A 14,523-nucleotide genomic window follows, 5' to 3' on the forward strand; every position below is an offset into this window, starting at 1 on the left:
GGGACACGCTTATCGAAGGCGACGTGACGGGCTTGCATCCCTGCACCCGCTCTTGGCCACGTGGTCACCCGTGCACGAGGAAAATAGCACGATCTGACAAAAAGAGCTTGTCGAAAACATCCGTCAGATATTTCGAGGTCCGGTGTTCGAGATCCTTCGACAGCAGCCCTTCAACCTGTAAGCGTCGGATTGCCTTCGGGTACGATGCCAGTTTGTCAGTGGTGATCGAGGATGGCGGAAAGTCGCTCATCATCTTCAGAGCTTTGGGCAGGAAGCGATAAGCCGCCGGGGTGTTCCGCCGATCCAACAGTATGAAGTCGACCAGCTGCCCATGCTTGTCGACCGCACGAAACAGATATTTCCATTTCCCGCCGACCCGCACATAGGTCTCGTCGACCCGCGATGCTTCAGATCGATAGCCCTGATATTGGCGAACTCGCTTTTCAAGCTCTGGGGCATAGTGCCGAACCCAACGAAAGATCGTGCTCGGGTCGACCTCGACGCCGCGCTCCTGCATCATCTCGGCCAGATCGCGGTAGCTGATCCCGTACTTGCAGTACCAGCGTACGCACAGCAGGATAATCTCAACGGGAAAGCGACGGCGCTTGAAGATCGACAACAGGATGGCTCCTCGGTTAGCCGCCCCTCGCTACGCTGCCAAAGTTAATGCAACATGGGATTATTCCGGGCCTGGTGCCCTTCGACGGCAAACTGAGGTCTGATTCGATCAGGCCCAAACTGGAAGCCAACGGAGAGTATCCTCATGAAGCAGTATGTCGGATTGGATGTATCGCTGGAGCAGACAGCAGTCTGCATCGTCGACGAGCAAGGGAAGGCGCTGTGGCGTGGCAAATGCGCCTCGACGCCGGAAGCCATTGCCGCAGTCGTCAAAGCGAGAGCCCCGCATGTGGAGCGGATTGGCCTGGAAAGCGGCCCGTTGTCGACATGGCACTGGCATGAGTTGAAGAAGCGCGGCTTGCCTGTGATTTGCCTGGATGCTCGCCATGCCAAGGCAGCGCTGTCACTGCAGGTCAACAAGACCGATCCCAATGATGCGCTTGGGCTGGCGCAGATCGTGCGCACGGGCTGGTATCGGGAGGTCACCGTCAAGAGCCTGGACAGTCAGGTGATCCGTAGCTTCCTCAGCTCACGCGCTCGCTTAGTGGAGGTACGCGTGGACCTGATCAACCAGATCCGTGGCGTGCTCAAGCCCTTTGGTCTGGTAGCTGGCAAGGGAGGCCGTCAGCCCTTCATCGACCGCGTGCGCGAACTGGTGGCCGATGGGCCGCTGAAGGATGCTGTTGAGGCACTCCTGACAGCCTTGCAGGAGGTCAGCCGGCAAATCGGCATCCTCTCCCGTCGCCTCATGGGGCTGGCGCGCCAGGATCAGGCGGCCCGACGCCTGATGACGGCTCCCGGAGTCGGCTCTCTGGTCGCGTTGGCCTATATCAGTGTCATCGACACACCAGGCCGGTTCTCGCGCTCGTCCAGCGTAGGGGCTTACCTTGGCCCGACGCCACGACGGTATCAGTCAGGCGAGATCGACCGAAGCGGTCGGATCTCCAAGTGCGGCGATCCGTTGCTGCGCACGTATCTGTTTGAGGCGGCCGGGATCCTGCTGAACCGGGTCTCGCGCTGGTCTGCGCTGAAAGCCCGGGGCACCCGGCTTGCCAAGAAGGTGGGCGGCAAGAAGGCGACTGTAGCGGTCGCGCGTAAGCTGGCGGTGGCGTGTTAGACAATGGTGCAAAGTTTGCGATCAGCATTGTCCATACAGTGACTCGTGCGGCTCTCCGGCGTCACACGACAGGTCCTGTGTTAACCCCTTCAACGGCTCTGGACAAACCAGACCGATGACGGACGAGGACCGCCATGGCCAAGCTTTGCAAGCGGCGCCGCCCGCTGCGCCTTGAGGTCGGCTTCAAGGTCAGACGGGGTAGTCGGGACGTCTTGGGACGCGCCTACGAGCGCCTCCTGCCCCTGCGCACCTGTTTGCTGCCATCACGGGCACAGGCCGCCATTTCCGAGGGAGCATGCGATGAGAACTCCGCATCTGAGAGCCGTTTCGGCCCCGCAGACCCTGCAGGTCGCCCTCTACGCTCGGGTCTCCTCCGACCAGCAGGCTGAGCATCACACCATCGACAGCCAATTGGCGGAGTTGATCGCACGTGCGCAACAGGATGGCCATGGCATTCGGGACGATCTGCGGTTCATCGACAACGGCCACAGCGGCGCGAGTCTGATCCGCCCGGCCCTGGAGCGGTTGCGCGATCTCGTGGCGCTGTCGGCGATTGATCTCGTCTATGTCCATGCCCCGGATCGTCTCGCCCGCAGCTACGCACATCAGGTTCTGCTGCTCGAAGAATTCACCCACGCCGGCACGCAGGTGATCTTTCTCAATCACCCGATCGGGACCACGCCCGAGGACGCCCTGCTGCTGCAGTTGCAGGGCATGTTCGCCGAGTACGAGAGGGCGAAAGTGCTGGAGCGCAGCCGGCGCGGCAAGCGCCACCGCGCCCGCACTGGTGCCGTCAGTGTCCTGTCCCGGGCCCCCTTCGGCTACTGCTACATCACGCGTGAGGCTGGTGGGGGAGAGGCACGCTACGAGATTGACGAGGGGGCCGCCCGGATTGTGCGCCAGATCTTCACCTGGGTCGGGCACGAGCGCTTGACACTGGCCGGGGTCTGCCGGCGCCTGCACGCCAGCGGGCTTCCAAGCCCGACCGGTCAACCGCACTGGAGCCGGGCGATGATCCATACCATGTTGCTCAACCCGGCCTATGCGGGACAGGCGCTCTATGGTCGGCGCCAAAGCGTGCCGTGGCGGCCGCCGCTGCATCCGCCGCGCGGCCATGATGGCCTGCCGCGGCGGCCGTGGCGGCAAGTGCTCGCCCCGACTGAGCGGCACATCAGCATCGCGGTGCCGGCGATTGTCGGCGAAGAGCTCTTTGCGAGTGTCGCCGAGCAGTTGGAGGAGAACCGCAGACGCGGTCGCGAGCGGCTTGCGGGCGTCCAGTATCTGCTGCGCGGCCTGCTGGTCTGCCAGAAGTGCGGCTATGGGTTCACCGGCCATCACCATCGGGGGCAGTGGCGCTACTATCGCTGTTGCGGCACGGACCGGAGCCGCTTCCACGGTGCGTTTCGGTGCGATGCCCGGCTGGTCGCCACGGAGTTGCTCGACGAGGCGGTGTGGAACGAAGTCTGCCGGCTGCTCGACGATCCGGCACGGGTTATCGCCGAGTATCAGCGGCGCCTTGACGCCGTGCAGGCCACGCCGCATCGGCTCGAACTCGATGCCCTCGACCGTCAACGGGCCAAGGCCCGCCGCGCGATCGAGCGGCTGATCGACAGCTACACCGAGGGGCTGATCGAGAAGCCCGAATTCGAGCCGCGCCTGGCCGCATTGCGCCGCCGGACAGCCCGGCTGGAAGCTGAGACCAAGGCTCACCAGGAAGCCGATGAGCAAGTCCGCTCGCTGCACCTCGTCATTGGTAAACTCGACCTGTTTGCCGCGATGGTGCGCGAGCGACTCGGGGCTGCAGATTGGACGACGAAGCGCGACATCATCTGCACTCTCGTCAAGCGCATCGAGGTGGCCGATGATGTTGTTCGGGTGATCTTCCGGGTTGATCCCGGCTTCTCAGGTCCACCTGAGACAGGTCGAACTTTGCACCATTGTCCAACACGTCGTGATCCTGCACCGGATGTGGCGTGACAACACGGACTTCCGGTGGTCGCGCCAGGAAGGGCAGCCCGCATGAGGTAGCCCCCCAAGAGATCCGCCAGGTCTGGCGGTACGATGTCCCTTGTCGGGACGAGGCAGCAGTCATCGCGTGGGCACCGTTGCGGCCTGAAACCTGAGCTTCAGGGAGCAGATTGACCGCGTATGCAACATGGCGAGGCTGAGGCTTCCGACCCCATCCTGCGGCGGTATCTGCCGACCGCGGAGAGAACCATGACCCGACAGGTGATATCCGCCGAACTGACGGAAAGGACCGCTCAAAGGGCTTGACCAGAATCCCCGGAATAAGAGAACGGTGCCCTCGAACCGGCAGGATCGGAGCTCAGGCATTCGAGCGACAATCGGCCTTGTACCGAACTTCAAAGCCGACATATGACCGCAACCGTCCGAGCGGAGGCAATCGACTGGAAGCCTTGCACCGGGCCGACATAAGTCATGCGTCCGGTTTCATGTGCCCACCCCGTTGTGGGTTTTGAGATCTCGTGTACGAACGAGGTTAGGTGACCACAGTACCTTGGACTACAACCGCCGTCGACGGCTACATCATTTCCGGACGTCTGATCGCCGAACCGTCGAGGAACCGGCTCAGCTTGTAGGGTGAGATGTCCGTCATCGGCGTTTCGTTCATGACGATCTCGCTGACCAGCCGACCGGCCCCCGGTCCGATAGCAAAACCGTGTCCGCTGAAGCCCGCGGCAATCACGTAACCGGGCAGTTGCTCCACTCTTGAAATAACCGGAACGAGATCCGGAGAGGTATCAATGAGCCCTCCCCACGCGCGCTCGACCCCGATCCCTTTCAGCGCCGGGTATTCGCTTTCAAGGTTCTTCACGGCGAGTTTGACGAGTTCCCCGTCGGGCGCGGGATCCAGAATGCGGTTCTTTTCAAACGGCGAGATCTCGTCGTTCTCGCAACTGCCGAAGGCATCGGGACCATTCCAGAAGCTGCTGTTGAGACGGTATTTGAGCTTCTTGCCGATCTTGCTGCGGTACATCTGGTAGAATTTGAATGCGTATCGCATTCCCCGCGGCGTGATGTCGAGCGTACCGTGTCCGGGTACGGCAACCGTGTAGGAGCCGTCAATCCGCCGCCGCAACACGAAGTTCGAAGCCGAGAGGCATCCTGCTTGAACGATTTCGGGCGCGGGGGTCGTCTTGATCGCGGTCCCGGCGATGTTTGCGACCGGAAGCTCGATGCCATAACGATGAGAAAAGCGGGATGCCCATGCCCCGCCTGCGCAAACAACGGTGCTCGCTTTCACAAGTCCCCGCTCCGTCCACACCCCTGTTACACGGCCATTGGCAATGTCCAGGCCGCGAACCGCGCAGTTCTGATGGAGCGATACGCCGTTTTCCTTCGCGGCCTCGGCGATGGCAGGCACGGCAAGGCTGGGCTCCGCTCTCCCGTCGGTCGGAGACCAGACGCCGCCGACCCAGGCGGACGTGCCACCCGAGGCCCGCTCGTTGGCCTCGGAAGCACTGAGTATCTGGCTGTGAAATCCCTGAACGCGTGCGGCCTGGCCCCACTTTTCCCACCGGGCGACATCCGCCTCGTTCTTGGTGCAGTAAAGTATCCCGCTCCGACGGAACCCGAGATCGCGGCCGATCTCGGTGCCCAATTCCTCCCAGCGCCGCAGACTGTACATGGCAAGGGCCAGTTCGTAGATATCGCGGTTCTGCTGGCGGACCCATCCCCAGTTGCGGCTCGACTGCTCGCCGCCGACGATGCCCTTTTCGAGCAGAGCAACGGAGACCCCTTTGCGGGAGAGCTCATAGGCTGTGCAGGTACCGACGATCCCCGCCCCAATGACGACCACATCCACCTGGGTTGGAAAAGAGGCGCTGTTACTTACTTTCTGAACCTCGACCGGCATAGTCTTTGTTCCTCTGGCATCATGCATGAATTTCCAGGCATCTCCGGCAGGAGCGCTGGAATCCTCAAAAGTTATTCATCGCCAACAGGCGACGTTTCCGACCTCTCGCCGATGGCGATCACGTTGGCATCTGTTCCGCCGGCCTCAGGCGCGCCTCGTCGGCTGCCATCTCCCAACCTGCCCGCCACGATCAGATTCCGCCGACCTCGATTCTCGATCCGTCGAAGAAGCGCGACAGGCGGAAGGGCGTGGGATCAACGCAAGGCTTATTGTTGGCAACCAGATCGGCCGCCAGGCGGCCGATGCCCGGGCCAAGGCCGAAGCCATGGCCGGAGCCGCCCGCGGCTAGGTAAAGGCCTCTGACATGATCGGCCCCCGAGATGACCGGCACCGCATCCGGTGTGCAATCCACATACGCCCCCCAACTGTCGGCGACTTCGATGCCCGCCAGCGCAGGGAACTGCTCCGTGACACCTTTCAGAATAGCCGCGATCGTACGGCGACCCGGAGTTGGGTCGAGAACCCGTATCCGCTCGAAGGGCGACGGCTTATCCTTATTCCAGCTCGCGAACGCTTCCGGTCCATGGAACATGGATTTGCCGACGCCGATCTGGACCGCTTTCAGTCGCTTCATGAACATCGGCATGAACCAGCGCGCATAGCGAAGGCCTTGTGGAGTGATATCCAGCGTCGCCCTGCCACTTATCGCAAGCGTGTAGCTGCCATCCAACCTGCGGGTCAACGAGCACTCCGGCGTATAGATCGCCTCGCCGAGATTGGCTGTGGGCCGCGTACGAAGTGCTGTCTGGCGCACGCTCGCCTGCGGGAATTCAACGCCGTACCGGCGGCAGAACAAGGACGTCCACGCACCGCCGGCGCTCAGAACGGCTTGCGTCCTGATCAGCCCTTTTTCGGTGATCACCCCGGCAACCGCACCGTTGACGATATCAAGGCCTCGTGCAGCGCATTCCTGGTGGATAGTCGCGCCAAATTTGCGAGCGCCGTTGGCGATCGTCGGCGCGGCTATGGCCGGCTCGGCCTTTCCATCATCGACTGAATGGACCCCGCCGAGCCATTGGCGACCGTGCGCCGGAATTCTGTCATGCGCTTCTCTGGCGCTCAGCATCTTCGTATTGACGTTGAACTGCCGGGCAGTATCAAGCCATTGTTCCCATTCCGCCAGCTGCTGGGGGTTATCTGTCGCGTAGAACAGACCGCATCGGCGGAAGCCGAGGTCGTCGCCGATTTTGGCTGCAATCTCGTCCCACAGCTGCAAGGAGATCCCCGAGAGCGGCAGTTCGCGCTCATCACGGTTCTGCCGGCGACACCAGCCCCAGTTGCGGCTGGACTGCTCGCCGCCGACATAGCCCTTTTCCACCAGAGCAACGGAGAGTCCCCGCTCTGCGAGCGAGAATGCCGCCGATGCACCAATAATGCCGCCGCCGATGACGACGATATCGGCCTTTGCGGGAAGCTCTTGATCGCTCTGTATGCGTTTGACGAGTGGAGACATGGGGCTGACCTGAGCTGATATTGGGCCCGATCTATACGGCACTGTTTTCTGCCTGTCGGGCAGGAGCGTTTTGAGCGAGCACTGCTATCGCGTCGATTTCAACGAGATAGCCGTAGTGGAGTTCGGGCACCGGAACAACGGTGCGAGCCGGACGGGAATCTCCGAGCCGTGCTGCATACACCTGGTTGAAGCGGGGCCAATTGCTCACGTCGACGATGTAGGCGGTCACCTTGACGAGATCGGCCGGGGTTCCGCCTGCGGCTTCCAGAACCGCCAGCATGTTGTCGATGGCCTGCCCCGCCTGCGTCTCGAAACTGTCGTCGGCAAGCGGCTCCCCACCCGGCCGAATCGGAAGCTGCCCGGAAATATAAAGATGCTGACCCGCCAGCTTCGCCTGCACATAATGACCCGCAGGACTGGGCGCACGATCGGTACTCACGCTTATGGACTGGGACATCACCAGCCTCCGAAGCGCGGCCAGCAGGCCTCGACGGCCTGCGAGCGGCCGCGGACCACATGATAGGTTGCGTGCTGCGCAGCGGTCGCGCACGCATGGTTCGGCAGGATCCGCACCCGGTCTCCGAGCGCCAGATCGGGCAGGCGCGCGCCCGACCCGGGCCGCACGGCGATAATTCCATGCTCCTGGTTCGCATCGGCAACGATGATGTCGCGATAGGCATTGCCGTCGATGTCACAGACGAGACCATAGCCCTGATCGACCGCTTGCTTGCTGGTGCCACGGTCCCGCGACAGCGACATCCATCCGCCATCGGTTATGATCCAGCCCTTCTCGCGCTGGTGTCCGATAACCGTCGCCAGCACGCTGAGCGCGATGTCATCGACCTGGCAAATCCCGATGCCTGCCATCACCAGATCGAAGAACACAAACACACCAGCGCGGACTTCGGTCACTCCGGCAAGGTCCTTCGCGTGATGGGCCGTCGGCGTCGAGCCGACGCTGACGACCGGGCACGGCAGGCCCGCACTGCGCAGAAGCTGCGCGGCTTCCACAACGGCCAATCGCTCCGCTTCCGCATAGCGCTGCTGCGCCTCGACGCCCCCACCCTTGTAGCTGTCGCCGGCATGGGTCAGAACGCCACGCAGCTCGGCACCGGCCGCCAGCACCTGCCCGATCTCCAGCAACTGGGCGTGATTGGCGGGCACAACACCGGAGCGGTGGCCGTCGCAATCGATCTCGATCAGGGCTGGGATGCGCGTCGCAGCCCGCCGCGACACCTCCGCGACGGCCTGCGCCTGCTCACCACTGTCCAGAATGACCACGAGATCGACGCCCTTGGCGCGCAATTCCACGACACGCGCGAGCTTCGCTGGAGTAACACCGACTGCATAGATGATATCACGGACGCCTGCCGCCGCGAACTGCTCCGCCTCCTTCAGCGTCGAGACGGTCGCCGGGCCTTCCGGCGAGCTCATCATTCGGCGCGCCACTTCGATCGATTTGGCGGTCTTGAGGTGAGGTCGGAGGGATATTCCCAAGCCATCAAGCCGGTGCCTAAGACGGGTGATGTTCCGCTCCATTCGGTCGGCGTCGAGGACCAAACAGGGCGTTTCCAGTTCTTCGAGGCTGGTCGCGGCGGCCAGCCGGGCGGTCGGGTCGATCGTTGCTAGAACCATGTTCGGATCTCAGATTCTGGACTTTACCTTGTAGCGAAACCATAAAGATGACAATTAATAGGTGGTGAATGTTCGCTTCAGGTTTGGATTAATGTTGACGTCCGACGATCTTGCCTTCTTTTCGGTCCTGGTAGGCTCAAACTCACTGGCAGAGAGCGCGAGGAAACTAAACGTCACCCCTCCGGCGGTCACTCAGCGCCTGCGCGCGCTCGAGGAGAAAGTCGGGGTGCGGCTGATCGACCGGTCCGGACGGCGGCTGCGCCTTACGGAAGAGGGCTCATTGGTCGCCTCTCACAGCGTTGTCGTCAGCGAGGCCATCAATTCGCTTGCCGAAGCATTGGCTGATCGCAGGGGTGCGGTTCGCGGGCACCTCAGGGTCGCCGCACCTCACGGGTTCGGACGGCTCTATGTGGCTCCGGTCGTGGAAGCATTCGCACGAGAGCACAGCGGCGCGACCGCTACCCTGCAGCTGTCCGACCATCCAGCGGCTCTGCTCATTGAAAGCTATGATGTCGTTGTTCACATCGGGGCGCCGGGGCATCTAGACCAGATCGTCACGACATTGGCGCCGAACCCTCGAATTCTCTGCGCAAGTCCGAGGTACCTTGACTCGGCACCGCCCATTTCAGCGCCTGCCGAACTTGCTCAACATCGCTGTCTTGCCGTTCGGGAGAACGACGAGGACGTGACGCTGTGGCGCTTCAAGGGACCGCGGCAGGAGACTGCGACAGTGCGCGTCAATCCCGTGATGTCGAGCAACGACGGTGCTGTTATCCGAGAGTGGGCGCTTGCCGGTCAGGGCATCATGATCCGTTCCGAGTGGAACGTGGCAGAAGATCTCGCTGAGGGACGGCTGCGGCAGGTGCTGCCCAACTGGAAGCTCCCACCGGCCGATATCGTCGCGCTGCTCGGCTCACGGCACGGGCGAAGCGCGCGAACCACCGCCTTCCTGACGATGCTTCGACAGACGCTGAAGTCGCCGCCCTGGCGCGCCGCTCGTACGGGATCGCGTCGCTAATAGCCTAGGATGGCCTTCGTCTCGAGATATTCTTCCAGACCATGCACGCCATACTCGCGGCCGTTGCCGGAGCGCTTGTAGCCACCGAACGCGGCCGCCCCGTCCCACGCCGGATAGTTGATATGAACCTGCCCGGCACGGATCCGGGAGGCGACTCGCCGCGCCCGCTCCGGATCCGAGGACTGGACATGGGCCCCTAGACCATAAACGGTATCGTTGGCGAACGCGATTGCCTCTTCTTCGTCCCGGTACGGCATGATCGCCAGGACAGGCCCGAAGATCTCCTCGCGAGCAACGCGCATGTCTGGCCTCACCGCGGAAAAGATTGTCGGTTGCGTGAAGAAGCCTCGATCTAGACCTTCTGGACGTCCCAGGCCGCCGCACACGAGCTTGGCGCCTTCATCGATTCCCGACCGGATCATGGCCTGCACCCGCTCGTACTGAGCCCGGTTGGCGATGGGGCCCATGGCTGTCTCCGGATCCCGTGGATCGCCGACGCGAATCGCATTCGCGCTTTTGCTGGCCAGATCCTCGACCTCGGCGAGTCGATGGGCGGGCACGAGCATGCGCGTCGGAGCGCTGCACGACTGGCCGACATTGCGCATTCCGGCGAGGACGCCCTTGGGCACCGCCCCGGCGAAATCGGCGTCATCGAGCAGTAGGTTGGGTGACTTGCCGCCGAGTTCCTGGACCACCCGCTTGACCGTCGGGGCGGCCGCCTGCGCGACGAGCACCCCCGCACGGGTTGAGCCGGTGATCGAGATCATGTCGACATCTGGATGGCTGGCGAGAGCTGCGCCGACAATGTCCCCAGTGCCGTTAACCAGGTTGAACACACCCGGCGGAATGCCGGCATCGTGCATCAGCTGGGCGAAGAGCAAGGCGCTGAAGGGGGACAGTTCGCTGGGTTTCAGGACGACCGTGCAGCCCGCCGCGATCGCTGGGGCGACCTTGGCGGTGATCTGGTAGAGTGGCCAATTCCACGGGGTGATCAGGGCGCAAACGCCGATCGACTCCTTAGCCGTCGCGGTAAGGCCATCAATTGTCAGGAACCGGTATTTCTGAAGGACCTCCATCTGGACGCGAACGTGCTCGGCAGCGAAAGGCACCTGCGAGGCACGCGCGAAGCTGATCGCCGCGCCCATTTCCATGACGAGAGCTTCGGCGAACAACTCCGCTCTCTCCCTGATGAGCGCGTACACCCTGCCGAGCAGCTCCAGCCTTTCGGACACCGATGATTGAGAGAAGGCGGGGAAGGCTTTGCGCGCTGCCGCAACCGCGAGATCAACGTCATCAGCATCTCCCGCGGCAACACGCCCAATCACCCGTTCTGAGGCAGGATCAACGACAGGCAGGCATGTCGCGTCCGCGCGTTCTTGCCACGCCCCACCAATGTAGAACTGGGTTTCTCGTTCGTTGATCATGGTTTGGACTCCCTCAGGAGAGCAGCGCGGCCCCTCGGAGCCTCCGGAGAAGCATGCCCATTTTAGCTGAAGGCTGCAATTTATGTCGCCTGAATGTTAGCTTAAGAACGACGTTAACAAAGGAGCCGCTTTGTTGCATGGATGAGCGAGTTGGTAACCGCGGCTGGGTAAGTGTAGAGGCCTATTCGGCCCCTGGCCACCGATTTCCACCGTGCCGTTCAAAGCCAATGCCGCTCGCCGGCACCGCATTCCGAAGCAGCGGCATCGGGTGACGAATTGGGCCGAGTACGACGCCAGCTTGCGTCAGCGAGGCAGTCTCACGGTCTGGTTCTCTGAGGAGGCGATCGCCGCCTGGCGAGCCGAGCCCCGCACGACACCGAACGCGCCGATCCTGGCGAAAGCTGCACATCGGTGTCGACGCTGAGACGGGACAGATCCTGGCATCTGAGCTGACCGCAGCAGCGCAACCGCAAGAGCGGCACGTTCAAGGACTACGATCTCGGCTTCTTCCACATGGACAATCAAGCACCTGCCGAAGCTGCGAACCGCCAATGGCGAGAGCCGCAAGCGCTTTCTGTATGTGGCCATCGACCGCTGCTCGCGCTGGGTGCACTTGGCCGTCTACGACGACGAGCTGACCACAAGTGCAGTTGCCTTCCTGAACGAGGCGGTACGCGCGTTCCCGTTCAAGATCACGCACGTCCTGACGGACAGAGGATCCTGCTTTACTGCCGATGGCTTCGAGGACACCTGCCGCCAGCTGAAGGTGGAGCATCGCAGGACCAAGCCGTATACGCCGCAGACGAATGGTCTCGTGGAGCGCTTCAACGGCCGGGTGCAGCGCGAGGTGCTGGGCATCACGATCTATAGCCATCGTGACCTCGAGACGCTGCTCCAGGGCTTCAACCAAGCCTACAACAGAAGACGCCAGCGCGTGCTCAAGGGACGATCACCGGACGAGGTCGTGCGAAGCCGACTTGCGGTCGAGCCGAAGTTGGCCAACCGGCGCTTCAAGCCGCCCGATCCACACGCTATATCCAAAGCCCTCAAGATCGTCGCTCATGCCAAGGAGGTCTCGCATCCGGACAGCTAGACCTGTCGGGTGGGCCGATGTCCCATTGCAGCCTGCGAGATCGCCGCAGCGTGGATCAGTGCGGTATCCGCTACAGGGTAGTCTGGCGTCCTGCCTTTAAAGGCGACTGAAAGATCGGTCCCACCAAGAACAATGAGCTCCGCGCCGGCTCGACAAAGCCGTGCTCCCGCTTCGATGAAAAACTCCGAAATCTTCTCATCCGCAACACCACTGGCCGCTATTCGCAAGTATGCATCGTGAACGTCATCGATCTGATCCGGATCGGGAGCGATCACGTCAACCGTCGCGACACCATAGAGCTTCGTCTCCATCACCGTTCGAGTTCCAAGGACTCCGACACAGCTTGCTTGATGCGCCGAAAAGAATGCATCGAGGGCAGGAACGGCGTCTATGATCGGAAGCGTCGATACGGCCTTGAGTTCATTGATGCAGAAGTGACCGCCCATCGAAGTGACTGCGGCAGCCTGACAGCCAGCGGCTCGCAGCTGATCAATGTGACGGGCAAATATTTCTGCTTGCTGTTCGGCTCTACCCGCTTCCAGATTCTCTATCATTTCCCGCACATTAGCATGGGCAATAGTCAGCTCAAGCTTGAGGCCAGTTGTCGCGAACGACCCTACGATCGCATCATGTAGACGTGGGTGGCCGCTGGACCAATGCCACCTATCAGGCCAACGTGCATTGTCTTTCTCCTATCTTGGCCGCTCCTTCCAGAAGCTCGCCGGTTGATCATTCCGCCAAGAGTTTCTCGATCTCCTTGGCAATCTCGGGTGGCCCTTTTCGAATACGAAGTGGTCTTCATCGGGGGGTGTCTGCTAACGGCGCTTGCTTGCGCCTCGGTGAATCTTCTTATGCTGACGGAAGGGCGCGACCAGTTTCCCATCCCGCAGTATGACGACCGTGATTTGGGCTGAGCGGGAATAGCTCAGCCCTCTGTCCAAAAAATCCGGCAGCAGGTCACTCCACCGCTGTCGACCCCGGCCGACAAGCACACTCACTCACGCAGGGTCGTTATGATCTGCTCCGGCGTAAACCTCTGACCTCCCACACCATCCACCAAACCCTATCGCCCGCAGGGCTCTCTTCAGAATTGGACGGTTTTTCAAAGGCCGACCAGAAATCGTACATTGCCCCGAGGATTGTTCAAACCGTTGGGGCGTCCTTCATCTCCGACTCTCAGCGACCTTGCGCACCGCTGCGATTGCCTCGTCAACGGCGACACGATCGACGTCGAGATGGGTGACCCAGCGCATTCGTCCACCCGGCCAAAAACTCGCTGCGATGCCTAACTCACGCAGCGCCTCGGATAGCCGGGTCGCCAGCTCGGGCGCGAGCTCAACAAACACCATGTTGGACTGCGGCGGTGTCACCGTCAGTCCCTTGATTCCCGAGAATCCATCCGCGAGTGCCTTGGCGTTGGCGTGATCCTCGGCCAGACGTTCGACATGATGGTCGAGCGCATGCAGCCCCGCCGCTGCAACTATTCCTGCCTGCCGCATCCCCCCGCCGAGCATCTTGCGCCAACGGCGTGCCCGCGCGATCAATGAGACATCCCCGACCAGCACTGATCCGAGCGGCGCCCCGAGCCCCTTTGAAAGGCACACCGACACGCTATCAAAGCCCTCTGCCAAGCACGCGACGTCAACGCCAAGCCCCGCGGCCGCGTTGAACACCCGCGCACCGTCAAGATGGGTGGCGAGCTTCCGATCCCGTGCAAACCCGACGACCACGTCCAGATAATCTCGCGGCAGTATCCGCCCGACGAACGTATTCTCGATCGTTACCAGTCGCGTGACCGCAAAATGTGGATCGTCGGCCTTAACCGCTGCGTGAAGATCGTTGATGTGGATCGTGCCGTCAGCCAGGACCGGCAAAGGTTGCGGCTGAACCGAGCCGAGCACGGCAGCGCCTCCAGCTTCCCACAGATAGGTATGAGCCTCACTTCCACAGAGATATTCCTCGCCGCGCTGGCAATGGCTCATGATCGCAGCGAGATTGGCCATGGTACCGGTCGGCAGCAGCAGTCCCGCTTCTTTGCCGAACAGCGCGGCAACGCGCGCCTCAAGCGCCTTGACTGTGAAATCATCGCCCAACACGTCGTCGCCCACCTCGGCGGCTGCCATCGCCGCACGCATTTGTGGGGTGGGGCGGGTGACCGTATCGGAGCGGAAGTCGAGGCGGATAGCATTGGATTGCATGATCGAGACCCTATCGGGGTGAATTACGGT

General features: G+C 62.0%; 11 protein-coding genes and 2 pseudogenes. 5 read left to right on the forward strand and 8 right to left on the reverse strand.

What is annotated here, in order from left to right; translation table 11 throughout:
• Positions 1-64: 64 nt before the first annotated feature.
• Positions 65-619, reverse strand: coding sequence for an IS6 family transposase (locus tag ACS5Q1_RS32775; RefSeq protein ID WP_473102136.1), 555 nt, complete (start codon positions 617-619; stop codon positions 65-67).
• Positions 620-763: 144 nt separating this feature from the next.
• On the opposite strand from ACS5Q1_RS32775, the gene ACS5Q1_RS32780 reads away from it, so the two are divergent.
• Together ACS5Q1_RS32780 and ACS5Q1_RS32785 are read left to right on the forward strand one after the other, a co-directional pair.
• Positions 764-1,735, forward strand: coding sequence for an IS110 family RNA-guided transposase (locus ACS5Q1_RS32780; RefSeq protein WP_473102137.1), 972 nt, complete (start codon positions 764-766; stop codon positions 1,733-1,735).
• A 300-nt stretch (positions 1,736-2,035) separates the two neighbouring features.
• Entirely contained in the window at positions 2,036-3,712 is a 1,677-nt protein-coding gene (locus ACS5Q1_RS32785) for a recombinase family protein (protein WP_473102138.1), read from the forward strand.
• A gap of 565 nt (positions 3,713-4,277) precedes the next feature.
• Here the strand turns inward: ACS5Q1_RS32785 and ACS5Q1_RS32790 are convergent.
• The 4 genes from ACS5Q1_RS32790 to ACS5Q1_RS32805 all read right to left on the reverse strand — a co-directional run bounded on the left by ACS5Q1_RS32790 (position 4,278) and on the right by ACS5Q1_RS32805 (position 8,760).
• Complete coding sequence (locus ACS5Q1_RS32790; RefSeq protein ID WP_473102139.1) at positions 4,278-5,612, reverse strand: NAD(P)/FAD-dependent oxidoreductase; 1,335 nt, start codon at positions 5,610-5,612, stop codon at positions 4,278-4,280.
• A 190-nt stretch (positions 5,613-5,802) separates the two neighbouring features.
• Entirely contained in the window at positions 5,803-7,125 is a 1,323-nt protein-coding gene (locus ACS5Q1_RS32795; protein WP_473102140.1) for an FAD-dependent oxidoreductase, read from the reverse strand.
• A 31-nt stretch (positions 7,126-7,156) separates the two neighbouring features.
• Positions 7,157-7,582: a RidA family protein gene (locus ACS5Q1_RS32800; RefSeq protein WP_473102141.1), complete on the reverse strand. Its 426-nt coding sequence runs from the start codon at positions 7,580-7,582 to the stop codon at positions 7,157-7,159.
• Positions 7,582-8,760: a DSD1 family PLP-dependent enzyme gene (locus ACS5Q1_RS32805; RefSeq protein ID WP_473102142.1), complete on the reverse strand. Its 1,179-nt coding sequence runs from the start codon at positions 8,758-8,760 to the stop codon at positions 7,582-7,584. Before ACS5Q1_RS32805 ends, ACS5Q1_RS32800 begins: the two co-directional genes overlap by 1 nt.
• A gap of 91 nt (positions 8,761-8,851) precedes the next feature.
• Between ACS5Q1_RS32805 and ACS5Q1_RS32810 the strand changes: the two genes are divergently transcribed.
• Complete coding sequence (locus ACS5Q1_RS32810) at positions 8,852-9,778, forward strand: LysR family transcriptional regulator (RefSeq protein WP_473102143.1); 927 nt, start codon at positions 8,852-8,854, stop codon at positions 9,776-9,778.
• Here the strand turns inward: ACS5Q1_RS32810 and ACS5Q1_RS32815 are convergent.
• The gene (locus tag ACS5Q1_RS32815; RefSeq protein WP_473102144.1) at positions 9,775-11,202 is read right to left on the reverse strand and encodes an aldehyde dehydrogenase family protein; all 1,428 of its coding nucleotides are present in this window, start codon (positions 11,200-11,202) and stop codon (positions 9,775-9,777) included. The two genes, ACS5Q1_RS32810 and ACS5Q1_RS32815, sit on opposite strands and share 4 nt — an antisense overlap.
• Positions 11,203-11,413: 211 nt before the next feature.
• Here ACS5Q1_RS32815 and ACS5Q1_RS32820 point away from each other — a divergent pair.
• Both ACS5Q1_RS32820 and ACS5Q1_RS32825 read left to right on the forward strand, forming a co-directional pair.
• Positions 11,414-11,557 (forward strand): annotated as a pseudogene (locus ACS5Q1_RS32820) (IS5/IS1182 family transposase); the annotation flags it as partial.
• Positions 11,558-11,679: 122 nt separating this feature from the next.
• A pseudogene (locus ACS5Q1_RS32825) lies at positions 11,680-12,295 on the forward strand (DDE-type integrase/transposase/recombinase); the annotation flags it as partial.
• Here ACS5Q1_RS32825 and ACS5Q1_RS32830 read toward each other — a convergent pair.
• Both ACS5Q1_RS32830 and ltaE read right to left on the reverse strand, forming a co-directional pair.
• A complete protein-coding gene (locus ACS5Q1_RS32830; RefSeq protein ID WP_473102158.1) occupies positions 12,292-12,918 on the reverse strand; it encodes an aspartate/glutamate racemase family protein in 627 nt (208 codons plus the stop codon). The pseudogene ACS5Q1_RS32825 and the gene ACS5Q1_RS32830 sit on opposite strands and share 4 nt — an antisense overlap.
• Positions 12,919-13,458: 540 nt before the next feature.
• Complete coding sequence (gene ltaE / locus ACS5Q1_RS32835) at positions 13,459-14,493, reverse strand: low-specificity L-threonine aldolase (protein ID WP_473102145.1); 1,035 nt, start codon at positions 14,491-14,493, stop codon at positions 13,459-13,461.
• Positions 14,494-14,523: the final 30 nt, after the last annotated feature.

This window comes from Microvirga sp. GN3, from assembly GCF_055792825.1.

Excerpts from the sequence above, each read along its gene's own strand:
- ACS5Q1_RS32780 (WP_473102137.1), top strand. The coding sequence starts at position 764 with ATGAAGCAGTATGTCGGATTGGATGTATCGCTGGAGCAGACAGCAGTC.
- ACS5Q1_RS32785 (WP_473102138.1), top strand. The coding sequence starts at position 2,036 with ATGAGAACTCCGCATCTGAGAGCCGTTTCGGCCCCGCAGACCCTGCAG.
- ACS5Q1_RS32790 (WP_473102139.1), bottom strand. The coding sequence starts at position 5,612 with ATGCCGGTCGAGGTTCAGAAAGTAAGTAACAGCGCCTCTTTTCCAACC.
- ACS5Q1_RS32795 (WP_473102140.1), bottom strand. The coding sequence starts at position 7,125 with ATGTCTCCACTCGTCAAACGCATACAGAGCGATCAAGAGCTTCCCGCA.
- ACS5Q1_RS32800 (WP_473102141.1), bottom strand. The coding sequence starts at position 7,582 with ATGTCCCAGTCCATAAGCGTGAGTACCGATCGTGCGCCCAGTCCTGCG.
- ACS5Q1_RS32805 (WP_473102142.1), bottom strand. The coding sequence starts at position 8,760 with ATGGTTCTAGCAACGATCGACCCGACCGCCCGGCTGGCCGCCGCGACC.
- ACS5Q1_RS32810 (WP_473102143.1), top strand. The coding sequence starts at position 8,852 with ATGTTGACGTCCGACGATCTTGCCTTCTTTTCGGTCCTGGTAGGCTCA.
- ACS5Q1_RS32815 (WP_473102144.1), bottom strand. The coding sequence starts at position 11,202 with ATGATCAACGAACGAGAAACCCAGTTCTACATTGGTGGGGCGTGGCAA.
- ltaE (WP_473102145.1), bottom strand. The coding sequence starts at position 14,493 with ATGCAATCCAATGCTATCCGCCTCGACTTCCGCTCCGATACGGTCACC.